This window comes from Phyllobacterium sp. GQ127 (assembly GCF_059758635.1).
On sequence record NZ_JCAXDZ010000003.1, the window covers coordinates 387,447 to 413,441 of the forward strand.

Below are 25,995 nucleotides of genomic sequence, written 5' to 3' on the forward strand. Positions count from 1 at the left end.
TGGTGCCAGCCCAATTGAATTTTTGAGCAATCAGGATTAGAGCATGCCCATGACCCTGCTTCCCGAGAGACTCCTCACCGGTTATCGCAACTTCATGGCTCATCGCTTCTCCAACGAGACGATGCGCTACAAGCAATTGGCAGAACAAGGCCAGACGCCCGAAACCCTGGTCATCGCCTGTTGCGATTCGAGATCAGCCCCGGAAATCATCTTTGATACGGCACCAGGCGAAATCTTCGTTGTTCGCAATGTGGCAAATCTCGTGCCGCCCTATTCGCCCGACGGCGAATATCACTCCACCTCGGCCGCACTCGAATTTGCGGTGCAGAGCCTGAAGGTCAAGCATATTGTCGTCATGGGCCATGGCCGTTGCGGGGGTATCAAAGCTGCGCTCAATCCGGATAGCCAGCCATTGTCGCCGGGCGATTTTATCGGCAAATGGATGAGCCTTGTGGCTCCTGCTGCAGAAGCTGTTGCTGCCAATGAGCTGATGACGCCTTTCGAACGCCAGACCGCACTGGAACGCATCTCTATCCGCTACTCCCTGAAAAACCTTCGCAGTTTTCCCTGCGTGGATATTCTGGAGAAAAAGGGCCGGCTCACGCTCCATGGTGCCTGGTTCGATATTTCCACCGGTGAACTGTGGATCATGAATCCTGAAACAGGCGATTTTCTAAGACCGGACCCGGAAGAGAATGGTGTCGCCGAGATTTCAGAGCAGAGTTAAAAAAAGCGGCCTTCGAGGCCGCTCTTTAGTAACAATCTTTAGTTTTTATCCAGCTATCAATAGGCGCGGATAATGAAGGCCGCGCGCGGATACCACCAGCCATCATGACCGCGGCGATAGCCATGGCGCTTTTCGCGGTAACCACGGTGACCATTCCAGCGGCGCTCGCGCCTGTTGTCATAATGTGAGCGACGCTCGTAGCGATCATATCGATCACGGCGATCATGGCGTCTCTCGGCGCGGTGCTTGCGCTTTTCGCGATACTGCGCCTTTTCGACGAGAGAGGTGACCTGAACCTGTGATGGCGCAACAGGCGCTGCGTAAGATGACACCACCGAAGTAAAACCGATAATGACGGCTACAACACCGGCACCAATCGCTGAGATTATTCTTTTCATGAATGCTCCTTGAATTCCACAACCTATGAGTGCGCCTTCACTCATGAACAGAGTGTGAACGATCGGTTATTATTCAAGGATGCGGCTTAGCGTTTCTTTTTACGCTTGGAGGTTTCGGCCTTGGTTTCGAAAAGATCCGTGCCGTTTTCACTCTTGTTTGCTTCAATAGCCGTGATTTCAGCGTTTTCCGCTGGCTTTGCCTTTGGCGTCGCCTTGCTTTCCGGCGGAGTTTTCGTGTCGCTTGTCTTTTGTGCGAATTTTATCGCCATTTGCCTGATCTCCTTGCCGGTATGTGAGGACATAACGTGACATCCGTCGCATGCCTATCACGCAACAGCCGGATGATCGCGTTAATTCGCAATCTTTCAGCGTCTTTGTTGAGGAATATCGTTGCCAGGCCGGGCATTCTATTGGGTAATTATGCTGCACCTGCTCAGAAATGCACCTTCAATGATTATAATTTCACCGCAATGCATAGCAGCTATGCATTTATAGTGATTGTTGCGCTGCAAAAAGAGGCTTATGTAGCAATCAGTCATCGCGGTACTCCTCCCATTTTGCCGCGATGGCTGTTCCCCTCTGGAGGTTTTTAACCTTCACAATTCAGGCCGGGCTTTTTAGTCCGGCTCTTTTTTGCCCGTAATTCAAGATCGCATACAAAATTTATACAATAATCATTCACCTTGTTTCGGAAAGGTTTTTTCATGGCTAAAGCCTATGCTTGCCCATGAATGCTGAAAGGTGGAAATGCGTTTTTATAATCTCTGGTCGACACGATTTGCAGGTCTGTCGCCGGTAATGCAAGTTTTGATCATGGTAGTGATTGGCACTGTGCTGGCAGATGCCATGGCTGCAGCGTTCTTTTTGCTTGGCGGTTACAACCGACTCGATAAGACAATTTATCTCACAACCCTCATTGTCCTCACTGTCGGCGGGCCTCTTTGCGCGTTTCTCGTCAGTTGGAATCACCGGTTGAAACAAATGACCGGTGAGTTGGATACAGCCTTTCGCAAGGACGGGATGACAGGGCTCTTCACCCGGCATGAGTTTTACCTGCGCGTGGACCATTTCATTCAGTCCGGCAATCCCGTTTTGAGTGCAGGCGCTATTCTCTACGTCGATGTCGATCACTTTAAACAGGTCAATGACCGATACGGACATGCGCTGGGAGACGACATCCTTTTGGATATCGGCATATTAATTCGTGGAATGATGGGACGCCGCGACGTTGGCGCACGCTTTGGCGGCGAGGAGTTTGCCGTTTTTCTCGCCGATGCGGATTATGGCCAGGCGGCCTGGGTTGCCAACAGGATACTTGCCGGCTGCCGGGCTGTTACGCGGCGCGCAGGCGAGCGCGATGTATCGGTCACCGTCAGTATTGGCGTCGCATTTCACACGTCCGGCCAAACTCTCGAGCAGCTTGTTGATAGTGCTGACCAATGTCTTTTTCAGGCAAAGGAACAGGGGCGCGACCGTATTGTCTATGGCTCTTCCAGTTGAGAGCCGCCTTGAGTGACTTGAATTAACCGCAGACTCCCATCATCTTGCAGGGCAGCTATCTCCTTCCGAAAAATCTCCCGAGGTACGATCATGAGCCATTTGTTCCAGCCATTGCGTTTGGGTACGCTAGACCTTTCAAACCGCATTATCATTGCTCCCATGTGCCAATATTCATCCGAAGGCGGCAACGCAGCGGATTGGCATATGATGCATCTGGGCAATCTCGCTTTGTCAGGCGCGGGCTTGTTGATCACCGAAGCAACCGCCGTGACCCCGGAAGGGCGCATATCCTACAAGGACCTTGGACTTTATAACGACAACAACGAAGCTGCTCTCGCCCGAGTATTGCTGGCGATAAGGGAACATTCGCCCATGCCAGTCGCGATACAACTGGCCCATGCGGGACGCAAGGCATCGGTTGATCTGCCCTGGAAGGGCGGCAAACAAATAGCACCCGATCATGCGGATGGCTGGAAAACCGAAGCACCATCAGCAATTCCTTATCTGGATGAATATGATGCACCCGTCGCATTGGACAAGGCTGGGCTTGCGCGCATTCGTGATGCCTTCGCAACTGCTGCCGAGCGTTCCGCCCGGCTGGGAATAGATGGCATTGAGGTGCACGGCGCCCATGGCTATCTACTGCACGAATTCCTTTCACCGCTTTCTAACAAGCGTGAGGATGAGTATGGCGGCAGCCTGGAAAATCGCATGCGCTTTCCGCTTGAAGTATTTGAAGCGGTTCGTTCGGCCTTCCCTGCCGATAGGCCCGTATGGATCCGTGTTTCAGCAACCGATTGGGTTGAAGGAGGATGGGATGCCGATATGACCGTAACTTTTGCCAAGGCGCTGGAGAAACTTGGTTGTGCGGCGATCCATGTGTCGAGTGGTGGTCTCTCACCCTTGCAGCAAATGATGCTGAGCCCCGGCTATCAGGTCAATCTTGCTCGAAAGATCAAGGCGGAAACCGGGATGACAACTATTGCTGTGGGTCTGATCAACGAAGCGGAACATGCCGAGGCGATTGTCGCCAATGGAGATGCGGATGCGATCGGACTTGCCCGCGCAATTCTCTATAACCCGCGCTGGCCATGGCACGCAGCAGCCAAACTCGGTGCCCAGACGTTTGCACCACCGCAATATCTGCGCTGCCAGCCCCGTGCTTACCCGAAACTGTTCGCCCACACAGATTAAAGCCTTTCTTGTTCAAATAGAATCGTTCCGCGGGGATCGGCTTGGAAGGCTGTCCCCGGCTTTCGTATAGTGCTGGTGCTTGTCCTCATACATCAGCAGATCAGCCCTTTTGGCAACGGCTTCCAGCTTTTCTCCCATTGCGCTCGTCGCCCATCCAATTGAGACCTTCAACACAATGTTCGAATAATACTGGTTGTTAATCTCGATCAGGCTGCGTATTTCATCGACCATGCTGGCTACACCGAGCTCATCGATTGATGGCAGGAGCACCGCAAATTCGTCACCGCCTATGCGTGCCGCATAGGAAGGAGACTTTACTGCTTCGCCGAGCACCTCGCCCATGCGCCGCAACAGGCCATCGCCAACCCCATGGCCCCACTGATCATTAACGGCTTTCAGACCGTTGAGGTCCAGGATGATGATGGAAACCGGGAAAAATTCGCGTCGCTCAAGCCGGTTCAACTCGTCGACATAGAATGCACGATTGTGCAACTTCGTCAGCACGTCATGCTTGCCCAGATATTCCAGATAGGCTTCCGCTTTCTTGCGCGCGGTAATATCCGTCAGTGAAATCTGAACCAGCGACCAATCCTGTTCATGTCCCGGCAGGACTGAAAATTGCAGAAGAACATGGCGCTCCGTACCATCGAGCGCGTAGTTCACTGTCTCGCGAGTGTGAAACAGATTGCCGTTCCATAATTCTATGAGTTGCTCGCGAAAATGGGTGTTCATGACGTCGCGAAAAACGTCCGGCAGACGGCGCAGCAATGTCATTTTGTCCGGAGCCAGAAAAAGCTTCAGCGTTTCGCGATTAACATCAATGACGCGGATTTCACTGGCACACTGCCCGACAAACTCCGGATGAACGTCTGTAAATATCCGAAAATCCGTTATGCCCCGGTCGCGCACTTCATCCAGCAGCTTCTTTATGCGGCTGAAATCCTCGACCCATAATGAAACGGGCGAATGTTCGAACAGCCCTTCTGCATATTGTTTGCTGGCAACCTGCTGACGGCGCGCATCTTCCCGGTCCGTAACATCCTCGATGGAAAGCAGAACACGTTCCCAGGTCTGTTCGTAGCCAGGCAGTATCGCACCTCGCAACTGAATATCCAGCCGCCCTCCCGACAAAGTATAGTTGACCGTATTACTGGAGAACTCTGTCTCTCCATTCCACAGCGCCGCCAGTTCCTGAACATGGGACTGAAGCATGTCATCGCGGAAGATGGAGCCAAGATTGGCTGTCAGGCTTTCGAAACTTTCTGCCTGAAAAAGCGAAAGCGTCTTCCTGTTGACCTTGAGAACACGGATCCGACGCGAACATTCGCGAATACGCGCAACATCTTCCAGCAGGTAGGCTTTGACGTCCGTAATACCGGCCTTGCGCCACGTTTCGAAAAGAGTCCGGACATCGCTGAAATCTTCCAGCCACAATGAAATAGGCGCGAGATCGAATGTATCGCTCTCGGTACTTTGATCAATATGGTCGTTCATTGCAGTTTGGACTCTTGGGCTTTGAGGAGCGTTCTGCTTGGGTAGACCCGGCGCTTTGCACCGGGTCTACAGGGTCGACGATGGTTATTGGCCGTCGATCTGTGCACCCATGATGGCGATTGCCTGCTGATAGACGCTCGCGGCATTCCATCCTTGAATAGCCGAATAATTAGGCTGTCCGGGCTGATATCCAGCACCCTTTTGCCATCCATGACCGCGCAGGAAATTTGCCGTGGAAGCCAGTGCATCGGCCTTGGAACGCACCATGTCGATGCGGCCATTGCCGTCACCATCGGCTCCATACTTCAACACGTTGAGCGGCAGGAACTGGGTCTGGCCGATTTCGCCATGCATTGCGCCCTTTGCATCGGGAGAAAGGGTACCATTGTCGACGAGTTGCAGCGCTGCATTCAGATGCGGGCGGAAATAGTCAGGACGGCGGCAGTCATAGGCAAGTGTAGCGACTGCGGAAAGCGTATTCTGGCTGCCAAGATAAGCGCCGAAGCCTGTTTCCATGCCCCATATGGCCAAAAGAGGACCTGCAGGCACGCCATAGCGCTGTTCAATTCGATCAAACAATGCCGCGTTCTGGGCTTTCTGCTTCTTGCCACGGGAGACAATTGTCTGCGCGCCACGAACCTGCATGAATTTGTCGAGCGAATATTTGAAGCTCTTCATATTCCGGTCGGCATTGATCGTCTTGCTGGCATAAGTAACATTGTCCAGCGCCCGGATGCCACGGCTGCCAATACCCTGCGCCTGTGCTTCCTGCTTGTACTGCTGAATCCATTCGGGGAAACCAGACGAATTGTTGCCACATTGAGCGGCCGCATGCGCTGTACCGGCCAAGCCGAGAAGAGCGGTCGCTACGCCCGCAAAAAATCTGCTTTTGGCAACAAATGCCATGGATATCTCCTTAAAAGTTGAATCGTCTCATGCCTATCTGCCACTTTTCACGTGTCCTGTCATCTGGGTGAATTGCACCATAGCCCCGGAAATGACGCTTGTTTCGGCGGTTTTCAGGCGGTTTTGGCTAAAAGCACACACTTTTGGTCCAAGCACAGACTGTTTCTTGGGCCGCACAAAGTACAATCCTTGGTTGTGCTTGCGGGTGTTTCATCTCTGAACCTTGGACTAATTGATAAGAGCCTGACTGCTTTTCAGTGTGATAATCTATTCTGATAACCGCGAGTTCATTGTATTTTTGTATATACAATAATTATTGACCAAAGCGATTTTTATGAGTAGGCTGGAATGGGACGAAGAAAAGAACCGAAGCAACCAGCGAAAGCATGGTGTGGCCTTCGCCAAAGCTTACGACTTTGAGTTTAGCACGTGCCTGGAGCATGTAGATGACAGGGAGTTTTATGGTGAAGAGCGCATTGTCGCGCTGGGATTTATTGGCGGTACACTTTTTACCCTGACCTACACGGAGCGTGGGGAGAAAATTAGGGTTATTTCGCTTCGAAAATCAACAAAAACGGAAATGGTGAAATATGCACAAAACTATGACTGAGGAAGAGCGCAAGGTTCACCGTGCCCGTATACAACGCGCTATGGATAGCATTACGCGTGAAGAAGATGCCGCTCTGACAAAGGCTGCTCTTGATGATCCTGATACCGTATTGATCACGTCTTTGACCAAACGCCGCCCCGGCCGTCCCATTGCCGATGCGCCCAAGATGCCGGTTTCCATCCGCCTCAGCCCCGACGTGCTCGACTATTACCGCTCAACCGGTCCCGGCTGGCAAAGCCGTATTGATGAAACCTTGCGTAAAGCAGCCGGGTTGAAAAAGAACGCTTGAGCGCCAGTTGGAGCCAAACATCTTGACTCCGCTTCCTATTTCCTGTTTAAGCCGCGCATCAATCCGCGACGAGCAATAAACTCCGAGCAGCCAACCGGGACCCCGCAAGGGTTCAAACGATCCCGGAGGTCAACACCCGACAGCGCGTTGCGCCCTCGGGTGTCATTTTGCTTGTGGCTCTTTGCCATGGCGCGGTTGGTACTTATCTTTCGGGGAACGGTCTTCGAAGGGATAAAGGAAAGTTTGAATGTTCGAGAGCTTACAGGAACGCTTAGGTTCTATTTTGAACGGCCTTACAGGCCGTGGCGCGCTATCGGATGCCGATGTTTCGGCAGCCCTGCGCGAAGTGCGCCGTGCGCTGCTCGAAGCTGACGTTGCGCTCGATGTCGTCCGCTCTTTTACTGACAAGGTTCGTGCCAAGGCTGTCGGCGCAGATATTCTGAAAAGCATCAAGCCCGGCCAGATGGTCGTCAAGATCGTCCATGACGAACTGGTGGACATGCTGGGCGCCGAAGGCGTCACCATTGATCTGAACGCCCCGGCTCCGGTTGTCATCATGATGGTCGGTCTGCAAGGTTCCGGTAAAACCACAACAACCGGCAAGATCGGCAAGCGCCTTACAGAACGTTCCAAGAAGAAAGTTCTGCTTGCTTCGCTCGATACGCGTCGTCCTGCCGCCCAGGAACAGCTGCGTCAGCTTGGTGTTCAGACTGGCGTCGATACGTTGCCGATCATCGCTGGTCAGACACCCGTAGAGATCGCCGCGCGCGCCGTACAGGCTGCCAAGCTCGGCGGCCATGATGTCGTCATTCTCGATACTGCTGGCCGAACCCATATTGACGAGCCGCTTATGCTCGAAATGGCCGACATCAAAAAGAAGGCCAATCCGCACGAAATCCTGCTGGTGGCCGATGCGCTGACCGGTCAGGATGCTGTTAATCTTGCCCGCTCCTTCGATGAGCGCGTTGGTATTACCGGTCTTGTTCTTACCCGTATGGATGGCGATGGACGCGGCGGTGCTGCTCTTTCCATGCGTGCTGTCACCGGCAAGCCCATCAAGCTGATCGCCACCGGCGAAAAGATGGATGCGCTGGAGGAGTTTTATCCCCGCCGTATCGCTGATCGTATTCTCGGCATGGGCGACATTGTTTCGCTGGTCGAAAAAGCTGCTGAAAACATCGATGCGGAAAAAGCCGCTGCGATGGCCAAGAAGATGCAGTCCGGCAAATTCGATCTGAATGATCTGGCGGACCAGATTGGCCAGATGCAGAAGATGGGCGGCATGGGCGGCATCATGGGAATGATGCCCGGCATGGGCAAGATGAAGGATCAGATGGCCGCTGCCGGTCTTGACGACTCCATCTTCAAACGCCAGCTCGCAATCATTTCCTCCATGACCAAGGCCGAACGCAGCAATCCCGACATGCTCAAGCATTCGCGCAAGCAGCGTATTGCCAAAGGTTCCGGCACCAATGCCGCCGATATCAATAAGCTTCTGAAAATGCATCGCCAGATGGCGGACATGATGAAGTCGATGGGCAAGGGCAAAGGCGGCATGATGAAGCAGATGATGGGCGGCCTCGGCGCCAAGATGGGCCTTGGCGGGCTCGGCGGCATGGGAGGCATGCCTGATCTGTCGAAGATGGATCCCAAGCAGCTTGAGGCTTTGCAGAAACAGGCTGAAGCAGCAGGTTTCGGTAAGGGCGGTGGCCTGCCGGGCGGACTTGGTGGACTTCCAGGTGGCCTTGGCGGTCCAGGCGGATTACCCCGGCTTCCAGGACTTGGTGGCGGCGGTCTGCCCGGCTTTCCAAAGAAGAAAGGCTGATCATGAGCTCATCATCCCTGCCAAAAGAATTGCTCGAACTGCGCGCATCCATCGACAATATCGATGCCGCGTTGATCCACATGCTCGCAGAGCGCTTTCGCTGCACCAAGGCGGTTGGCGTTCTCAAGGCGAAGAACGGTCTGGCTCCGGCTGACCCGAACCGCGAAAAACAACAGGTCGAACGACTGCGCACTCTGGCGCTGTCTGCCGACCTCGACCCCGATTTTGCCGAGAAGTTCCTGAACTTCATCGTCAAGGAAGTGATCAGGCATCACGAAACAACAGCTGCCAAAGAAAACGGCAGCTAAGCAATCCCAGGAAAAGCGAATTTCGGTTTTCCATCAGGAATTGCGGCAACAGAAAAGAAAGCTAGGAGACTAACAATGCCATTGAAAATCCGTCTGGCCCGTGCAGGGTCGAAGAAGCGCCCTTACTACCACGTCGTCGTTGCTGACGTCCGTTCGCCACGCGACGGCCGTTTCATCGAAAACGTCGGCTCATGGAACCCGATGCTCCCCAAGGATGGCGATCGCGTCAAGCTTGATGCAGAGCGTATCAACTACTGGATCGGTCACGGCGCACAGCCAACAGACCGCGTTCTTCGCTTCCTTGATCAGGCTGGTATCGCCAAGCGCGACACCCGCAGCAATCCTGAAAAGGCACTGCCAGGCAAGAAGGCGCAGGAACGCGTTGCTATGGCCAAGCAGGCTGAAGAAGATGCGAAGGCAAAGGCTGCCGCTGAAGCAGAAGCCGCTGAAGCTGCCAAGGCCGCTGCCGCCGAAGCTGCTGCTGCTCCTGCAGAAGCACCTGCCGAAGAAGAAGCTGCCAGCTAATCGGCAGTTTCACTTATTGAATGCAAACGGGTGGCCTTGTGCCGCCCGTTTTGCTTTCGGCGCATGAATTGTCTTCATTCAAATTGCGATGCGTCGGCTGGCGGCAAATGTAAGCCCTTTCCAATGACCCGGCGTCATGCCGAAGGTCTTCTTGAAGTGCCGTGTAAAATGGGCTTGGTCGGCAAATCCGGAACTCACTGCCACATCGGCAAGATCGGCACCTTTCGATAGCCACGCCTTGGCTTTGTCCAGACGACGCATCAGGAGATAACGATGCGGGCTTGTGCCAAGAAGACAGCGAAAATGTCTGGCCAGCGTATATCGATCAAGACCACAGATTGCTTCCAGTTCTCCAGATGAAACAACGCGGTCGCAATTGTCCTGGAGAAATTCACGGCATAGCAGAACCGCTTTTACCGCAATTCGGTTCGATGTGCGCGATTGTTGGCCGGAATGACGATCAAGTCCTTCAGCGAACCGCCCGATAAGATCGTCAAGCTGAAGGTCATCCAACCTTGTTTCAATCTGACAAAGAGCCTCGGCGAGACAGCGTTGGAATGTTACATCCGAAATCACAGGATCGGCAACGAATGGCAAGGAACGCAATGTATCCGCCGCTTCGATAAGGCGTTCCGGCGGGAGATACAGCATCCGGTAGCTCAGGCCACTATCGGTTCCGGCCGCACCATCATGCACTTCATCGGGATGGAGAATGATAATATTGCCTGGCAGACTGAAGCGCGAAGCGCCGCGATATCGGAAGGTCTGAACGCCTGAAAGGGTTAGTCCAAGCGCATAGGTGTCATGCCGGTGTGGTTCGAAACCCTGGCCAGAGAAACGGGCTTCAATCCTTTCAATACCTCGTGAGGGCGGCGCATGGACGATTCCATCCCTCCCCGTGTTGCACAAACGTACAAGACCCTCAGTTCCCCCGACTGCTATGGCCGACGTTTCAGCATATCCACGAATGGAGTTTGATTTCATGTCTGATACCAAGATTGTTATCGTTCTGCGCGATGACCTTGCCACTTGGCAAAAGCTCAATGTAGCAGCCTTTCTGACAAGCGGCATTACGGCCCAGTATCCGGTCATCATTGGCGAACCATATAGGGATGGCGCGGGAAATGTCTATAATGCGATGGCAATCCAGCCCATGGTGGTGCTGGCCGCAGATCAAGAGACGCTGCGGAAAATTCACAGACGTTCACTTGAACGCAACATAACCACCTCAGCCTATGTCGAGGAGATGTTTGCAACCGGCAATGACGTTGCCAACCGCGAAATGTTCGGCCGTTTCGAACCAGACAATGCCAAGCTGGTGGGAATCGCATTGCGGGCTGAAAAAAGAGCTGTCGACAAAATCACCAAGGGAGCAATCATGCACCCTTAATGCCGGTCACTCCGAGACCAGACCTTCCCACGCCGCCATGGCAGCTTGGGCGGTCTTGGTCAATTGCTCCAATGTGGCTCCATCCCGCGCCGTAATCGACATGCCATGCTGCACGGTCGCATAGAATTCGGCCACTTGCTGAAGATCGACGGAAGGCGCAATTTCACCCTCACGCACGCCGCGCTCCAGCCTTCCGCGCAATAACGTTACATTGTCGAGCCTGCGCTCGCGCAATAGCGAGCACGGCGTGCCCACCGCCTCGTCACCATGCAGCGCGCCGAGTACCACCATGCATCCATGCGGCTGGTCGGGGTCCGTATGCGATATTGCGGTTTGCATGAGGAAGTCGGCAACGCCTTCCTTTGCGGTGGCTGCATTGGGGAGGGAGTTCTTTATGCGCTGTCCAATCTTGTTGGTATAAAGCTCCACGGCCTCCTTGAAGAGATCAGCTTTGCTGCCAAATGCCGCGTAAAGGCTGGGCGCATTGATTTCCATTGCCGCCGTCAGGTCAGCCATCGAGGCGCTCTCATAGCCCCGTTTCCAGAAAACCTGCATCGCGCGTTCAAGCGCAGCATCGCGGTCAAATGCGCGCGGACGGCCTTTCGCTGACATGATGGAATCCTTTCTATAATGATCGATACATAAATCACTTGACCTCTGGATGCAACCATGACAAGCATTATGTATCGATCATTACATAAAAGGAAATGCCATGTCCCGCCTCGACAATAAAGTAGCCTTCATCACTGGCGGAAGCCGCGGAATGGGCGCAGCCATTGCGCTTAAACTGGCACAGGATGGGGCAGATATTGCTATCACCTATACCAGCGCCGCAGCAAAAGCCGATGAAACTGTCAAGGCTATCGAGAAGCTAGGCCGCCGCGCCCTCGCCATCAAAGCGGATAACCTTGATGTTAAGGCCCTCGAAAACGCTGTTAACGAAGCCCACGCCAAGCTTGGCCGTCTCGATATCCTCGTCAATAATGCGGGCGTCTACACCATGGACACCGTAGACCAGCTGGAACTGGCTGAATTTGACCGGGTTATGTCCATTCACGTCCGCGCCAGCTTCGTCGCCTCAAAGGCGGCAGCAGTGCATATGGGCGCTGGCGGCCGCATCATTTCCATCGGCAGCAATCTTGCCGAGATCGTTCCCTCGGCCGGGCTGATCGCGTATTCCACCAGCAAGGCGGCACTCATTGGCCTTACCAAAGCGCTTGCGCGGGATCTTGGCCCGCGGGAAATCACAGCCAATATCGTCCACCCGGGTTCTACCGATACGGATATGAATCCCGCAAATGGCGATCATGCGGAAGTCCAACGCGCCCGAATGGCGATCCCGAAATTTGGCGAAGCGAAGGATATTGCCAGACTGGTAGCCTTTCTCGCAGGTGAAGAGGGCCGCTTCATCACGGGGTCAAGCTTCGTCATTGATGGCGGCGCAAATATCTGATTTGCCGCCGCTCTAATATGCCGCTATCTCTCCGCGCTAAAAAGAGATAGCGGCGTCACCATCCTAGAACATACTGCTTTGCGCAGTAATCGGGTGAAACACCGGGCTTCCGGAAATACCCGCAACTACGCGGTGTTCCAGATCCAGCAAATAGCGTTTGCGATGTTTGCCCCCGCCATATCCGGTCAGGGCTCCATCGGCACCAATCACGCGGTGGCAGGGAATAATAATCGCCAGACGGTTTTGTCCATTGGCCGCCCCGACTGCCCGGCTCGCATTCGGCCTTCCGAGATCGCCAGCGATACGGCCATAGGTGCGGGTTTCTCCGTAGGGAATATCTTGCAGCGCCGTCCAGACCTGTTTTTGGAAAGGCATGGCTGGCAACACCAAAGGTGTTTCAAACCTTGTCAATTCCCCATCGAAATAGGCGTCCAATTCTGCTTGTGTCTGTTCAAGCACGGCATTGCTTCCCGAGGCAATCGAATAGCCGTAGCGTTGCTGCAACTCTTTCAACTCATAAGGCAGGATCGGCCGGTCGTGAAATTCCAGCAGAACCAGGGTTTCGCCGGTAGCCATGGCAATCATTGGACCGATCTTGGTATGGATGGATTTGCTAAGCAGCAGTTTGGACATAGGCGCGCTCCGACTCAGCTTAAGAATAGCTGCGAATGTTTCAGAGCCAATCCGTTTCTTGCTCGATAGCTATTGGCGCGCGGCTATGGTCAAAATCGCCCCGGCATCAGCCAGAGCCTGGGCTATATCCGCGGGCGGCTCCCGATCCGTCACCAACTCGTCAAACCCATCGAAACCGCACACTTTGACCAATCCGCGCCGCCCGAATTTTGTGGCATCGGAAATTGCCAGTTTGCGGGCGCCCCGCGAAAGCACGGTACGCGCAAATTCTGCCTCCTCCAGATCATAGTCCATAATGCCGCCTGAGGCATCGATTGCGCCTATGGAAATGACGGCGTGATTGACACTGAACCGGCTGACAAATTCCATTGCGGACACTCCGAACGCCGCACCACTATCGCTGCGCAATTCTCCGCCAGCCATGAAAACCCTGTTTCCGTTAACCGTTGCCAGAGTGCGGGCAATATCGGACGAATTGGTAATCACCGTCAGATTGCGATGCTGCAGAAGTTGACGGGCGAGAAAGCTCGTCGTTGTTCCAGTATCCAGCATGACGGATTCGCCATTCTGGATGGTGCGCGCCACATAATGCGCGATCATACGCTTTGCATCGGCATTCTCCCGCATACGCAGCTCAAATGGCGCCTCTCCAAGGTGGAGCGGCAGGCCTATTGCTCCATGGACGCGGGTAATTGCGCCTTCATCATATAAGGGCTTTACGTCACGCCGGATTGTTTCAAGAGAAACACCCAGCTTCAAGGCAAGATCGGCAATCGAAATTGTCCCCTCATCTTGCAAAAGGCGTTTAATTTCACCGCGCCGTTTCGAACTCATGACCGAACCTTTGACGAAAACGTAAGAATACAGGCATAAATATCACAGAATTTCATATTACCAGTCACAAAAACCACAAAATCCCACATAATTCTGTTGACAGACGTCGTGGGATGCAGGAACCTGCCTGGACAAATAAGAAGCGTGGTTAGACAGGCTCATCGTGAGGGGAAGCATCCTCAAATAATAAAAAGCAGTTAGTGGGATGCTACGCAGTACATCTTGAATAGCCGTTCTGTTCATGGAGAGCTCACAATCCCATGAAACAAGTTCGTTGCTCATGGTGAGTCTGCCTGACTGCACTTTGCGCTCCGTTAGCGAGCAATGAGGAGCGGATGCATAGCATGAAATCTGTGACAAGCCTTGCCGATAACAGGCTAGCGGAATCGCGGATTGCCGCCTTGCCCTTGTGGAAAGGCGATATAAGCATTGCCCTGCTTAAGGGCGGCATCAGCAATGAAAGCTATGTGGTCGAGGACGATACGGGCAAGTATGTGGTTCGTTTCGGCACGGATTATCCTTTTCATCATGTATTTCGCGCCCGCGAGGCAATGACGGCGCAGGCGGCACATCGCGCTGGCTTCGCGCCTGAGCTGTTCCACGCGGAAGATGGCATTATGGTCACCGCCTTCCTTGGTGCGAAAACATGGAATGCCGATGATGTGCGGGCAAACATCCCACGTATTGCCCAGCTCATCCGGCAGTTTCACACCAGCATGCCGGAATATATTCAAGGGCCCGGCTTCATGTTCTGGGCATTTCATGTAATTCGCGATTATGCCCGTACGCTCGAGGTCGGTAAAAGCCGGTTTGTTTCTGAACTTCCCTCCTATCTCGAAATAGCCGAGGAAATGGAAGCAGTACAAAAACCGCTGCCTATTATCTTCAGCCATAATGACCTGTTGCCCGCCAATATTCTCGATGATGGCGAGCGGCTGTGGCTGATTGATTTTGAATATGCAGGGTTCTCTACAGCGATGTTTGATCTTGCAGGCCTCGCATCAAATGCCGGACTTGACGGCGAAGAATCCAATGCCTTGCTCGAGGCCTATTTCAGTGGTCCGCCGGACCCTGAAATCCAGCGTTCTCACGCAGCGATGCAATGCGCTTCTCTGCTGCGCGAAGCCATGTGGAGCATGGTTTCAGAACTTCATCTCAGCGCACCGGGCGTTGATTACGCCGCCTATACGGCTGAAAACCTGCTTCGGCTCGACCAGGCAATGGAGAGGTATCGGACAAGTTATGGATAAATTCCAAACTGCAATCCTAGTTGTGCGTGGTTCGACGCGGCTCACCATGATGGTTTGCTTGCAGGGCATGAAGTGCACAACACTGGCGGCTCTCGTTGCAGCACTGTGACCTTCCTCATGGTGAGCCCTCCTGAGCTTGTCGAAGGGCGAACCACGCAATATCGATATGCAATAAACAGCAGAGTGCTCACATCATGACCCTTCCTTCCCACGCTCAAATTGTCATCATTGGCGGCGGCATTATTGGCTGCTCCACAGCCTACCATCTTGCCAAGGATCACAAGGCTGATGTTATTCTGCTCGAAATGGGTCAACTGACATCCGGGTCCACATGGCATGCCGCTGGCCTGGTCGGTCAACTGCGCTCCTCGGCATCCATAACGCGCGTTCTCAAATACTCCGTTGATCTGTACAAGCGGCTTGCTGCGGAAACGGGACTTGAGACCGGGTGGAAAATGACCGGGTGCCTTCGGCTTGCCACCAATCAGGACCGCTGGACCGAATACAAGCGGCTTAAAACCACGGCTGGCAGCTTCGGTATGGATATGGAGCTTTTATCGCCGAAAGAAGTCAAGGCAATGTGGCCACTTTTGAATGTCGATGATCTCGTCGGCGCGAGCTGGTTGCCAACGGATGGGCAGGCCAGTCCTTCGGATATCACGCAGTCGCTGGCCAAGGGCGCGCGGATGAATGGCGCCAGGATTATCGAGAACATAAGGGTTACCGGCTTCGAAATGGACGGCGACAGGATCATGAAGGTCAAGACGGACCAGGGTGATATTGTTTGCGAAAAAGTCATTAATTGCGCCGGGCAATGGGCTCGGCAGGTCGGGGATATGGCAGGTATCAACGTGCCTTTGCAGCCGGTAAAACACCAATATATTATCACTGAAAAGATCGAAGGGCTTGCTGCCGACGCGCCGACATTGCGTGATCCGGATCGGCGCACTTACTTCAAGGAAGAGGTCGGCGGACTGGTTATGGGCGGCTATGAGCCCAATCCGCAAAGCTGGATGACAGGCGACGTGCCCAATGACTGGCAATTCCGCTTGTTTGACGATGATTTCGATCATTTTGAGCAACATATGCTTCAAGCCATTGAACGCATTCCGGCGCTGGAAACGGCAGGCGTCAAGCAAATGATCAACGGACCGGAAAGCTTCACCCCGGATGGCAATTTCATCCTCGGTGTCGCACCGGAATGCTCGAATATGTTTGTTGGCGCTGGCTTCAATGCTTTCGGCATTGCCTCCGGCGGTGGTGCAGGCTGGGTTCTGGCGCAATGGGCGATCGATGGGGAAGCACCGCTCGATCTGTGGGCCGTCGATATTCGCCGCTTCTCCAATCTTCATCGCAATCGGGTTTGGGTACGGGACAGGACGCTGGAAGCCTATGGCAAGCATTACACAATCGGCTTCCCGCATGAGGAATATGTCTCTGGCCGTCCCGCTATTGTTTCGCCGCTTTATGAACGTTTGAAAAAGTATCGCGCCGTCTTTGGTTCAAAACTTGGCTGGGAGCGCCCCAACTGGTTTGCGCCGGAAGGCGCGCCTTCCGAAGACGTCTATTCTATGGGTCGCCAGAACTGGTTTGACGCCGTGGGCGAAGAACACCGGCTGGTCCGGGAGAAAGTGGGCATTTTCGACCAATCATCCTTTGCCAAGTTTGAACTTTCAGGCAAGGACGCCGCCAAGGCTTTGGATTACATTTGCGCCAATGATGTTTCCAGGCCCGCAGGCCGCGTCACCTATACCCAGCTCCTCAATACCAGAGGCGGCATTGAGTGCGATCTGACTGTCGCGCGGCTTGCCGAAGACAAGTTCTACATCGTCACCGGAACGGGTTTCCGCACCCACGATTTTGCCTGGATCAGGGATCACATCGGCCAAGGTCTTGACGCCGAACTTACCGACATAACTGAAAATTACGGGACGCTTTCCCTTATGGGCCCAATGGCCCGGAAGGTGTTGGCAAAGGTTACCAGTGCCGATGTCGGCAACAGTGCTTTTCCGTTCGGTCATGTTCGCGAAATTGAAATAGCCGGAACGATTATTCGCGCATTGCGCATCACCTATGTCGGCGAGCTCGGCTGGGAACTGCATGTACCGCTTGCTGCAACCGGAGCGGTATTCGACGCACTCATGTCAGCGGGCGAAGAGTTCGGTATCCGGCCCGTCGGATACCGCGCCATTGAATCGCTCCGCCTCGAAAAAGGGTACCGAGCCTGGGGCTCGGATATTACGCCCAATGATTCCCCTTTCGAGGCCGGACTTGGCTGGGCGGTCAAGCTTCGCAAGAATACCGATTTTATCGGCCGCGCTCCGAGCGAAGCCATCAATGCCAAACCACTGAAGAAATGCCTTGCGGCTTTTACTGTCGCAGACAGCAATGTTGTCCTTCTTGGCCGTGAAACAATATTGCGCAACGGAGTCTTTGCCGGATACCTCACCAGCGGCGGCTTCGGATATACGATCGGAAAACCGGTCGCATATGGGTATGTGCGAAATGATGAAGGCGTTACCGGCGACTTCCTTCGGGAGGGCAAATATGAACTCATCATTGCCAATGAACGTTTCGCGGCAGAGTTGCACATCGAACCGCTTTACGACCCGCAGAACGTGAAAGTGAAAGCCTGAACGGAAATTTCACCTCGTTCTTTCCGAGCCCGCAATAAAATTCGGATCAGTTCAACGCTCTTCCGGCGTTTTACGGGGAGAATTTCCTCAAATGGCAGACCATGGCTGGAGTTTCGCCGATTTTTCCCGAAGAATCGTCGATTCTTACCCAATTTTTGCTATTTGTTGGTGTGTTTTGGTTGTGCTCGGTAGCAATGTTCATGCGGGGTTGACTTTCCCTTGCCGCGGAGCCAAATGACGCCGTGCAGGGTCCGCATTCCGCGCCTGCTTGTTTTAACCAGGAATCTACTTCCATGCCCAACGACGACAGTAGTCGATTGTTTGCGCCGTCAGCGGTGATCCTGGCCTGATTTGAAATCAACTCGCCTTGATCCCCCTTGACGGCGGATCGACGGAAAGGCGAGTAAAATGAACAACATCCTCGTACATCAGGATGCGGTAAACGCAGACCTGAACATCACGCAGCGCCTCGCATCCATGCATGCAGCCGATGCGATCGAGCTTCTCAATGAACTAGAACTTACTGATATCATTGATATTTTCAATGATATGCCGCTTGAACATGCCGTGCTTATTCTTGATCAACCCGAGCTGCATTCAGCACCGGCAATCATCAAGAGTCTGCCTGCCGCCAAAGCCCGGGACATTCTTGATGAGATGTCAATTGACCGGGTTACCGACATTTTTCAGGAATTCGGACCAGAAGACCGGGCGCGTCTTGCTGCTGGTCTCGGGCCTGAAACCACCGCTGCGCTTCGCAAACTCCTGCGGTACCCACCCCATACGGCGGGTAGCCTGATGACGACGGAGTTTGTCAGCGTGCCATCCAGCTGGACCGTTGCGCAAACCCTGCAGCATATCCGCGAGGTAGAGCGTTCCCGCGAAACAATATATGCGATCTATGTTATTGATCCTGCAACGAAAGTTTTGCTTCGCACCGTAGCATTGCGTCGGCTGATCAGCAGTGAGCCCGAGGCTTCCATATTGAGCGTTGGGCGCGACGTTGCTCCTGTCGTGGTTACCCCGCTGACCGATCAGGAAGATGTTGCACGTCTATTCCGCAAGCACGATCTTTTGGCCGTGCCAGTTGTGACCGACAACAATCAAGTCATTGGAATCGTTACTGTTGATGACGTCATTGATACCATGACGCAGGAGATGACGGAGGATACTCTGAAGTTTGGCGGCATGGAGGCTTTGAACAAGCCTTACATGCAAATCGGCTTCTTTCAGATGATCCATAAGCGGGCCGGTTGGCTCGGGATTTTGCTCCTGGGCGAAATGTTAACGGCCAGCGCCATGCAGCATTTCGAGGGTGAACTGGAAAAGGCTGTTGTTTTAACACTGTTTATTCCTCTGATCATGAGTTCCGGCGGTAATTCCGGTTCTCAGGCTACGTCCCTGCTTATCCGTGCCTTGGCCTTGCAGGACCTGCGGCTGAAGGATTGGTGGAGGGTCGCCCTGCGCGAAATACCAACCGGACTGGTGCTCGGATCATTCTTGGGCTTGATCGGCGTTGCACGTATCGCCGCTTGGCAAATGCTTGGTCTTTATGATTACGGCCAGCATTGGCAATTGGTTGCCGCCACTGTCGGCGCTGCGCTGGTCGGTATCGTGACCTTCGGCTCGCTCGTCGGTTCGATGCTGCCTTTTGCTATGCAAAGGCTTGGTTTTGACCCGGCAAGTGCTTCTGCACCTTTTGTCGCAACGCTCGTCGATGTCACGGGTTTGGTGATTTATTTCAGCATTGCGCTGGTTATCCTGTCCGGAACCTTGCTCTAAAAAGACAGGCGGAATGCGATCTGGGCGGCATATTCCTGTGCCGCCCCCTTTCGCAATTGCGAAAAAACATGTATGGAGCGCGCAAATGTAAAGCGTCGCATGCAATTTTGCGTCCACAATCCTCCAAAGAGAACCTCATGAAACTGCGCAACATCGCGATCATCGCACACGTTGACCATGGCAAAACCACGCTTGTTGACGAACTATTGAAACAGTCCGGCAACTTCCGCGATAATCAGCGCGTTGCCGAAAGAATGATGGACTCCAACGACATCGAAAAGGAACGCGGGATCACCATTCTCGCGAAGGCCACTTCCGTAGTCTGGAAAGATTCCCGCATCAACATCGTTGATACACCTGGCCACGCCGATTTCGGTGGTGAAGTCGAACGTATTCTTTCGATGGTCGATGGCGCCATCGTTCTCGTCGATGCGGCTGAAGGTCCGATGCCACAAACAAAGTTTGTTGTCGGTAAGGCTTTGAAAGTTGGGCTTCGTCCAATCGTAGCGATCAACAAGATCGACCGTCCCGACGCACGTCACGAAGAAGTCGTAAACGAAGTTTTCGATCTTTTTGCTGCACTGGACGCTACTGACGAACAGCTTGATTTCCCGATCCTTTATGGTTCAGGCCGCAATGGCTGGATGGCAAAAAATCCAGAAGGCCCGCAGGATCAGGGCCTATCCGCCTTGTTTGACATGGTTCTTGATCATGTGCCCGCGCCAACCGTTGGCGAAGGCCCTTTCAAGATGATCGGAACAATCCTTGAAGCCGATCCGTTCCTGGGTCGCATTATCACAGGCCGCATCCATTCCGGTACAGTCAAGTCCAATCAGCCCGTCAAGGTTTTGCACGGCGATGGCACACAGATCGAAACCGGCCGTATCTCAAAGATTTTGACCTTCCGTGGTCTTGAGCGCCAATCGATTGACGAAGCCCATGCGGGCGACATCGTTGCAATCGCCGGTCTGCAAAAAGGGACTGTTGCTGATACTTTCTGCGCTCTTGAAGTGACCGAACCGCTTCATGCGCAGCCTATCGATCCGCCAACGGTTACCATGTCCTTCATCGTCAACGACAGCCCGCTCGCCGGTACTGAAGGCGACAAGGTTACCAGCCGCGTCATTCGTGATCGCCTGATGAAGGAAGCTGAAGGCAATGTTGCGCTCAAGGTCGAGGAATCGGGCGAAAAGGACTCATTCTTCGTATCCGGTCGCGGTGAATTGCAGCTCGCCGTTCTCATCGAAAACATGCGCCGTGAAGGCTTTGAGCTTGGTGTTTCCCGCCCGCGCGTTGTGATGCAAAAGGACGATGCAGGCAATCTGCTCGAGCCTATCGAAGAAGTTCTGATCGACGTTGATGAAGAATATTCCGGTACGGTTGTTCAGAAGATGTCAGAGCGCAAAGCCGAAATGGTTGAGCTGCGTCCCTCTGGCGGCAATCGTGTCCGGATGGTTTTCTACGCACCGACACGCGGCCTCATTGGCTATCAGTCAGAGCTTTTGACAGATACACGCGGCACCGCGATCATGAACCGGCTGTTCCGCGCCTATGAGCCTTTCCGGGGCGAAATCGCAGGTCGCAACAATGGCGTTCTGATCTCCAACGATCAGGGTGAATCCGTGGCATTCGCCATGTGGAACCTCGAAGACCGTGGTCAGATGATTATCGAAGCAGGCGTTAAGGTCTATGCCGGTATGATCATTGGCATCCATTCGCGCGACAATGATCTTGAAGTGAATATCCTCAAGGGCAAGAAGCTGACCAATATCCGCGCTGCCGGCAAGGACGAAGCCGTCAAGCTCACCCCGCCAATCCGCATGACGCTCGAACGCGCTCTGTCTTGGATTCAGGATGACGAACTTATGGAAGTTACGCCGAAGTCCATTCGTTTGCGCAAGCTTTACCTTGATCCGAATGAACGCAAGCGTTTCGAAAAGAGCAATAAGGCTGCCGGCGCAGCTTAATCGCCATAACTTATAGACTTTGGAAAAGCGACGTTTATCGCCGCTTTTCTTTTTGATGCTCCCAAAAAATCGTTCGTAATGCCGTTGCGAAATCGCGTGTCGCAGGTTTATGCTCTTTGCCATGAGCACGCACGTAACCGAGATAAGAAAAGCCGGTTTGGCTGATGCGGTGGCAATTTCTGCCATTCATCTGGCTGCTTGGCGCGGTGCCTACACCGGCATCATTCCTCATCGCGCTCTTAACACCATGCTGGAGCGCAGAGGAGCAGATTGGTGGGCACGAGCCATCAAGCGCTCTACGCAAATTCTGGTGGCCGATATTGGGGGCGTCGTCGCGGGTTACGCAACGCTCGGGCCTAACCGCGCCCGCCAATTGCCGGAGAAGGGCGAGGTTTACGAACTCTACATCCGTCCGGAATATCAAGGCTGCGGTCTCGGCTCACGATTGCTCGGCGCAGCAAGGCGCAGCTTGGGCGACCAAGGTCTTAAGGGTATGGTCATCTGGGTGCTTGAGGACAATGATCTTGCCGTTTCGTTCTATCACGGTGCGGGGGGCCGTGACGTAGCTGAGGGTGTCGAATGTTGCGACGGCAAGATGCTCAAGAAGCGCGCTTTCGTCTGGAGTTGAAATCATCTCTCTGCATCAATCATACTACGATATATCCTGATTTTGCGCCCAATCGTCGCAAGAATAGGTTGGATGACGACCTAAAAGGCGGCGCCTTGTTGCGCAAAGGGCCAAAAATCAGTACAGCACTCCCAAACCAACAAGGACTCCTAGAATATGCGCATCGATGCCATTCCTGTCGGCAACAATCCTCCTGAAGACGTTAACGTGATCATCGAAGTCCCCGTCGGCGGTCAACCTATCAAATATGAACTGGATAAGGATTCCGGCGCGCTCTTCGTCGATCGCTTTCTGCACACGCCCATGACCTATCCAGGCAATTATGGTTTCGTACCCCATACATTATCGGATGATGGGGATCCCATCGACGTTCTTATCTGCAATACCCGCGCATTGATGCCTACAAGCGTGATCAATGTCCGTCCGATTGGCGTTCTTGTCATGGAAGACAATAAGGGCCAGGACGAAAAGATCATTGCTGTTCCCTCGCCGCATCTGACGCTGCGTTACGAGAAGGTCCACAATTACACAGACCTGCCGGAAATCACGCTAAAGCAGATCCAACATTTCTTTGAACATTATAAGGATCTCGAGCCCGGCAAATGGGTGAAGATCGGCGATTGGGGCGATGAAGATGCCGCACGCCAGTTGATCAGAGAAGCGATTGAGCGCCATAACGCTAAAGTTGGCACTGCGTAATCTATTTAGAGTTTTATTGAACCGGACAGCTTGGCAATCAGGCTGTCCGGATCGCCTTCAAATCTGATTTGTTTAAGCCGCGACGTTGCCCCTGCAACAATCGTGATATTCCGCGGTGTCACATCCAGCCATTTTGCCAATAGCTTTATAAGTGCTGCATTGGCCTTTCCATCTTCGGGAACTGCCCGCACCCGCGCCTTGAGATGCGCACGGCCATCATCCGTTGTTTCCACACCCTCCACTGCGTCTTTTGCAGATTTTGGAGTCAACCGTACAAAAACCGTGAGACCGTCAACTTCCTTGCGAAAGTACTGGCTCGTCACTGTTTAAAGCAGGATTGGCGCAATAGTGGTCCATAGCAGCTGACGGATGAAGAAGATCAGCAACAGCAGGACTATGGGAGAAATATCGATCCCACCGAGATCGGGGAGAAACCGCCGTATCGGGCGCAAGGCGGGTTCGGTCACGCGATAGAGAAAATCGCCAATGGAAGCGACGAACCTGTTGCTCGAATTGATGACATTGAAAGCGTAAAGCCATGAAAAAATCGCGCTGGCAATAAGAATCCAGGTATAGATATCGAGGGCAAGATCTATGGTTCGGATGATAGCGAGCATCTGTTTCTCCTGAAAGTCACAGGTTATGTAGCGATTGACTGGCCTACGAGCAAGAGGCCAATGGCCAGGCGTATTTTCCCAGTTGCTCGTTCAAAGGTCGCTCATAGTATTTCCATGTCGTGTACTGTCTTAGAAAGACTAGAGCCGGTCCATTTACCAAGGTAACCCACTAGATATTGTTGAACCAAAAAAACAGGAATAAATATAGAGCGTGTGATTCGGGCCAATCCGGCCCTTTTTCATCTAGGGGGTTTACCATGCTAAATAGACTATCAGCGGAATTCTTCGGTACATTCTGGCTAGTTCTTGGTGGTTGTGGCAGTGCTGTTCTGGCAGCCGGGCTACCTGACGTTGGTATCGGCTATCTAGGCGTTGCATTGGCCTTTGGTCTTACCGTTCTCACCATGGCCTATGCGGTCGGCGGTATCTCAGGGGGGCATTTCAATCCGGCAGTATCGCTTGGACTGGCTATAGCCGGTCGCTTCGATGTTAAACAGCTGATCCCATACTGGATAGCACAGGTAATTGGAGCAATCGCTGCGGCAGCCGTGCTCTATCTTGTTGCATCCGGGAAGGCCGGATTTGCCGCTGGGGGCTTTGCATCAAATGGATATGATACGCTCTCACCGGGCGGCTATGGACTAACAGCAGTGCTTGTGGCCGAAGTCGTGCTGACGGCATTCTTTCTGATCATTATCCTGGGGGCAACTTCTGCTTCCGTTCCAGCAGGCTTCGCGCCAATTCCTATTGGCCTTGGTCTGACGTTGATCCATCTGGTTTCCATCCCTGTCAGCAACACTTCAGTCAATCCGGCCCGCTCCACGGGCGTGGCCCTGTTTGCCGAAACTGCGGCCCTCGGCCAGCTTTGGCTCTTCTGGGTAGCCCCGCTCATTGGCGCTGCCATTGGTGCAGTTATTTGGAAATCTTTGCTCGGCAAAGACTAACAACCTGCCGGAGCGAGCCGCGTAAAACCTGCTCGCTCCCACTTACTTTCACTCTGCAATATAAAGTGCCGCTTTTTTCTCTACTTCCGCAGTAAATTGTTCTAGAAGAAATTTCCATCTCCCGGAGTTTTCCTCACCGAAATGACCATTCCTGCAACGGATGCGGTTCACGATCGTTACGCCGCCTTTCGCCACTCCTCCTTCACACTTTACTGGCTTTCACGATTTTTTGGCTCATTTGCCATTCAGATCATCAGTGTGTCGGTTGGCTGGCAGATATATGATCTGACACGGGATCCCTTTCATCTTGGCATGGTGGGGCTCGTGCAGTTCGCACCAGCGCTCTTGCTGGTTCTGGTTACCGGCGCTGCATCGGACCGTTTCGGGCGCCGCCTCATCATGGGATTGTCGATCGGCGTCGAGTTGATCTGCGCTGCGCTGTTGCTTTTGCTTACCGTGACACACAGCTTCAGCCCTGTGCATGTTTTCCTCGTGCTGGCTGGTTTTGGCGTCGGGCGGGCATTTCTCGGCCCTGCCTCTTCGTCACTTGTCGTCAATCTCGTGCCTGCCGAGATATTCTCGAACGCCGTTTCATGGAACTCCTCGGCTTGGCAAATCGCTACGCTGGTTGGTCCCGTCGCCGGAGGATTGCTCTACGGTATATCGCCTGTGGCAGCATATGGCGTCGCCTGCATCATGTTGCTCATTTCCGTCCTTGCCATATTCTCCATTCCTAAACCCACGCAACATACATTGAATGAGAAAAAATCTCTTCAAACCCTGCTGGCAGGCTTCCACTATATCTGGAAAGAGAAAGTCGTCCTTGGTGCCATTTCACTGGATCTTTTTGCAGTTTTGCTCGGTGGTGCTGTAGCGCTATTGCCCGTCTATGCGCGCGATATTCTGGAGCTCGGACCATGGGGGCTGGGCATGCTGCGTGCGGCACCCGGTATCGGCGCAATCCTGACCGCTGTCTGGTTGACAGGCCATCCCATCCGCGATCATGCCGGACTTATCATGTTTGTCTTCGTAGCCCTGTTTGGCTTGCTCACCATCATGTTTGGCGTGTCAAACCTTGCCTGGCTTTCCATAGTGGTTCTCGCATTGATGGGCGCGGCAGATATGGTCAGCGTTTACATTCGCGAAACGCTGCTTCAACTCTGGACACCGGATAATGTGCGTGGCCGCGTTAATGCCGTGAATATGGTGTTTGTCGGCGCCTCAAATGAATTGGGAGAATTCCGCGCAGGGATCATGGCCTCTATGATTGGAACAATTCCAGCCGTGGTGTTTGGTGGAATTGGAACTGTTGCCGTTGCCGGATTGTGGGCTTGGTGGTTTCCGCAGCTTCGCAAGGCTCGTAACTTGCAAGGCAGGACCTGAAGC

Annotated in this window: 28 protein-coding genes and 1 pseudogene; 19 read left to right on the forward strand and 10 right to left on the reverse strand. The window is 53.5% G+C overall.

The window, feature by feature from the left end; genetic code table 11:
* The first annotated feature begins 49 nt into the window (after positions 1–49).
* Entirely contained in the window at positions 50–727 is a 678-nt protein-coding gene (locus AC6CHM_RS13875; protein WP_115054775.1) for a carbonic anhydrase, read from the forward strand.
* Between the two features lie 74 nt (positions 728–801).
* Here the strand turns inward: AC6CHM_RS13875 and AC6CHM_RS13880 are convergent.
* Together AC6CHM_RS13880 and AC6CHM_RS13885 are read right to left on the reverse strand one after the other, a co-directional pair.
* Positions 802–885, reverse strand: a pseudogene (locus tag AC6CHM_RS13880) (BA14K family protein); the annotation flags it as partial.
* A 326-nt stretch (positions 886–1,211) separates the two neighbouring features.
* Positions 1,212–1,394 (reverse strand): hypothetical protein, encoded by a 183-nt coding sequence (locus tag AC6CHM_RS13885; protein WP_336440393.1) that lies wholly within the window; start codon positions 1,392–1,394, stop codon positions 1,212–1,214.
* A 36-nt stretch (positions 1,395–1,430) separates the two neighbouring features.
* Between AC6CHM_RS13885 and AC6CHM_RS13890 the strand changes: the two genes are divergently transcribed.
* From AC6CHM_RS13890 to AC6CHM_RS13900, 3 genes are all read left to right on the forward strand, one after another.
* A complete protein-coding gene (locus tag AC6CHM_RS13890) occupies positions 1,431–1,718 on the forward strand; it encodes a hypothetical protein (protein WP_498173548.1) in 288 nt (95 codons plus the stop codon).
* A gap of 154 nt (positions 1,719–1,872) precedes the next feature.
* Positions 1,873–2,625: a GGDEF domain-containing protein gene (locus AC6CHM_RS13895; protein WP_498173549.1), complete on the forward strand. Its 753-nt coding sequence runs from the start codon at positions 1,873–1,875 to the stop codon at positions 2,623–2,625.
* Between the two features lie 90 nt (positions 2,626–2,715).
* A complete protein-coding gene (locus tag AC6CHM_RS13900) occupies positions 2,716–3,819 on the forward strand; it encodes an oxidoreductase (protein WP_115054373.1) in 1,104 nt (367 codons plus the stop codon).
* Positions 3,820–3,831: 12 nt separating this feature from the next.
* On the opposite strand, the gene AC6CHM_RS13905 is transcribed toward AC6CHM_RS13900, so the two are convergent.
* Positions 3,832–5,313 (reverse strand): sensor domain-containing diguanylate cyclase, encoded by a 1,482-nt coding sequence (locus AC6CHM_RS13905; RefSeq protein ID WP_307281180.1) that lies wholly within the window; start codon positions 5,311–5,313, stop codon positions 3,832–3,834.
* 84 nt (positions 5,314–5,397) lie between these two features.
* Positions 5,398–6,219: a lytic murein transglycosylase gene (locus AC6CHM_RS13910; protein WP_115054375.1), complete on the reverse strand. Its 822-nt coding sequence runs from the start codon at positions 6,217–6,219 to the stop codon at positions 5,398–5,400.
* Between the two features lie 316 nt (positions 6,220–6,535).
* Between AC6CHM_RS13910 and AC6CHM_RS13915 the strand changes: the two genes are divergently transcribed.
* The 5 genes from AC6CHM_RS13915 to rpsP all read left to right on the forward strand — a co-directional run bounded on the left by AC6CHM_RS13915 (position 6,536) and on the right by rpsP (position 9,776).
* A complete protein-coding gene (locus tag AC6CHM_RS13915) occupies positions 6,536–6,829 on the forward strand; it encodes a BrnT family toxin (protein WP_498173550.1) in 294 nt (97 codons plus the stop codon).
* Positions 6,810–7,118: a BrnA antitoxin family protein gene (locus tag AC6CHM_RS13920; protein WP_498173551.1), complete on the forward strand. Its 309-nt coding sequence runs from the start codon at positions 6,810–6,812 to the stop codon at positions 7,116–7,118. The genes AC6CHM_RS13915 and AC6CHM_RS13920 overlap by 20 nt, the downstream gene beginning before the upstream one ends.
* A gap of 247 nt (positions 7,119–7,365) precedes the next feature.
* Positions 7,366–8,943 (forward strand): signal recognition particle protein, encoded by a 1,578-nt coding sequence (gene ffh, locus AC6CHM_RS13925; RefSeq protein WP_336440388.1) that lies wholly within the window; start codon positions 7,366–7,368, stop codon positions 8,941–8,943.
* Between the two features lie 2 nt (positions 8,944–8,945).
* On the forward strand, positions 8,946–9,251 hold the full coding sequence (locus AC6CHM_RS13930; protein WP_115054378.1) for a chorismate mutase: 306 nt from the start codon (positions 8,946–8,948) through the stop codon (positions 9,249–9,251).
* A gap of 75 nt (positions 9,252–9,326) precedes the next feature.
* A complete protein-coding gene (rpsP, locus tag AC6CHM_RS13935; RefSeq protein ID WP_307281193.1) occupies positions 9,327–9,776 on the forward strand; it encodes a 30S ribosomal protein S16 in 450 nt (149 codons plus the stop codon).
* A gap of 78 nt (positions 9,777–9,854) precedes the next feature.
* Here rpsP and AC6CHM_RS13940 read toward each other — a convergent pair whose 3' ends face one another.
* Positions 9,855–10,760, reverse strand: coding sequence for an AraC family transcriptional regulator (locus AC6CHM_RS13940; protein WP_498173552.1), 906 nt, complete (start codon positions 10,758–10,760; stop codon positions 9,855–9,857).
* Here AC6CHM_RS13940 and AC6CHM_RS13945 point away from each other — a divergent pair.
* Complete coding sequence (locus AC6CHM_RS13945; RefSeq protein WP_498173553.1) at positions 10,759–11,166, forward strand: DUF2000 family protein; 408 nt, start codon at positions 10,759–10,761, stop codon at positions 11,164–11,166. The genes AC6CHM_RS13940 and AC6CHM_RS13945 overlap by 2 nt on opposite strands.
* 6 nt (positions 11,167–11,172) lie before the next feature.
* On the opposite strand, the gene AC6CHM_RS13950 is transcribed toward AC6CHM_RS13945, so the two are convergent.
* The gene (locus tag AC6CHM_RS13950; protein WP_307281197.1) at positions 11,173–11,778 is read right to left on the reverse strand and encodes a TetR/AcrR family transcriptional regulator; all 606 of its coding nucleotides are present in this window, start codon (positions 11,776–11,778) and stop codon (positions 11,173–11,175) included.
* 100 nt (positions 11,779–11,878) lie between these two features.
* On the opposite strand from AC6CHM_RS13950, the gene AC6CHM_RS13955 reads away from it, so the two are divergent.
* Positions 11,879–12,619: an SDR family oxidoreductase gene (locus AC6CHM_RS13955; RefSeq protein ID WP_498173554.1), complete on the forward strand. Its 741-nt coding sequence runs from the start codon at positions 11,879–11,881 to the stop codon at positions 12,617–12,619.
* A 63-nt stretch (positions 12,620–12,682) separates the two neighbouring features.
* On the opposite strand, the gene AC6CHM_RS13960 is transcribed toward AC6CHM_RS13955, so the two are convergent.
* Together AC6CHM_RS13960 and AC6CHM_RS13965 are read right to left on the reverse strand one after the other, a co-directional pair.
* Positions 12,683–13,252 carry a methylated-DNA--[protein]-cysteine S-methyltransferase gene (locus AC6CHM_RS13960; RefSeq protein ID WP_498173555.1) on the reverse strand — a complete coding sequence of 190 codons (570 nt, stop codon included), beginning with the start codon at positions 13,250–13,252 and terminating at the stop codon, positions 12,683–12,685.
* 69 nt (positions 13,253–13,321) lie between these two features.
* The gene (locus AC6CHM_RS13965; RefSeq protein ID WP_336440384.1) at positions 13,322–14,086 is read right to left on the reverse strand and encodes a DeoR/GlpR family DNA-binding transcription regulator; all 765 of its coding nucleotides are present in this window, start codon (positions 14,084–14,086) and stop codon (positions 13,322–13,324) included.
* Positions 14,087–14,430: 344 nt separating this feature from the next.
* On the opposite strand from AC6CHM_RS13965, the gene AC6CHM_RS13970 reads away from it, so the two are divergent.
* The 6 genes from AC6CHM_RS13970 (at position 14,431) to ppa (ending at position 23,048) form a co-directional block, all read left to right on the forward strand.
* Positions 14,431–15,336 carry a phosphotransferase gene (locus tag AC6CHM_RS13970; RefSeq protein ID WP_498173556.1) on the forward strand — a complete coding sequence of 302 codons (906 nt, stop codon included), beginning with the start codon at positions 14,431–14,433 and terminating at the stop codon, positions 15,334–15,336.
* A 194-nt stretch (positions 15,337–15,530) separates the two neighbouring features.
* Positions 15,531–17,972: a GcvT family protein gene (locus AC6CHM_RS13975; RefSeq protein ID WP_498173557.1), complete on the forward strand. Its 2,442-nt coding sequence runs from the start codon at positions 15,531–15,533 to the stop codon at positions 17,970–17,972.
* 408 nt (positions 17,973–18,380) lie between these two features.
* Complete coding sequence (mgtE, locus tag AC6CHM_RS13980) at positions 18,381–19,754, forward strand: magnesium transporter (RefSeq protein ID WP_498173558.1); 1,374 nt, start codon at positions 18,381–18,383, stop codon at positions 19,752–19,754.
* 137 nt (positions 19,755–19,891) lie between these two features.
* Positions 19,892–21,721, forward strand: coding sequence for a translational GTPase TypA (gene typA, locus AC6CHM_RS13985; RefSeq protein WP_115054778.1), 1,830 nt, complete (start codon positions 19,892–19,894; stop codon positions 21,719–21,721).
* 121 nt (positions 21,722–21,842) lie between these two features.
* A complete protein-coding gene (locus tag AC6CHM_RS13990) occupies positions 21,843–22,349 on the forward strand; it encodes a GNAT family N-acetyltransferase (RefSeq protein ID WP_498173559.1) in 507 nt (168 codons plus the stop codon).
* Between the two features lie 156 nt (positions 22,350–22,505).
* Positions 22,506–23,048 (forward strand): inorganic diphosphatase, encoded by a 543-nt coding sequence (ppa, locus tag AC6CHM_RS13995; RefSeq protein ID WP_115054388.1) that lies wholly within the window; start codon positions 22,506–22,508, stop codon positions 23,046–23,048.
* Positions 23,049–23,053: 5 nt separating this feature from the next.
* Here ppa and AC6CHM_RS14000 read toward each other — a convergent pair whose 3' ends face one another.
* Both AC6CHM_RS14000 and AC6CHM_RS14005 read right to left on the reverse strand, forming a co-directional pair.
* Complete coding sequence (locus tag AC6CHM_RS14000; protein WP_336440380.1) at positions 23,054–23,371, reverse strand: DUF167 family protein; 318 nt, start codon at positions 23,369–23,371, stop codon at positions 23,054–23,056.
* 3 nt (positions 23,372–23,374) lie between these two features.
* Positions 23,375–23,665, reverse strand: coding sequence for a YggT family protein (locus tag AC6CHM_RS14005; RefSeq protein WP_115054390.1), 291 nt, complete (start codon positions 23,663–23,665; stop codon positions 23,375–23,377).
* Between the two features lie 257 nt (positions 23,666–23,922).
* Between AC6CHM_RS14005 and aqpZ the strand changes: the two genes are divergently transcribed.
* Both aqpZ and AC6CHM_RS14015 read left to right on the forward strand, forming a co-directional pair.
* Positions 23,923–24,609 carry an aquaporin Z gene (gene aqpZ / locus AC6CHM_RS14010; RefSeq protein ID WP_115054391.1) on the forward strand — a complete coding sequence of 229 codons (687 nt, stop codon included), beginning with the start codon at positions 23,923–23,925 and terminating at the stop codon, positions 24,607–24,609.
* Positions 24,610–24,750: 141 nt separating this feature from the next.
* Positions 24,751–25,992, forward strand: a complete 1,242-nt coding sequence (locus tag AC6CHM_RS14015; RefSeq protein ID WP_115054392.1) for an MFS transporter — start codon at positions 24,751–24,753, stop codon at positions 25,990–25,992.
* Positions 25,993–25,995 lie beyond the last annotated feature (3 nt).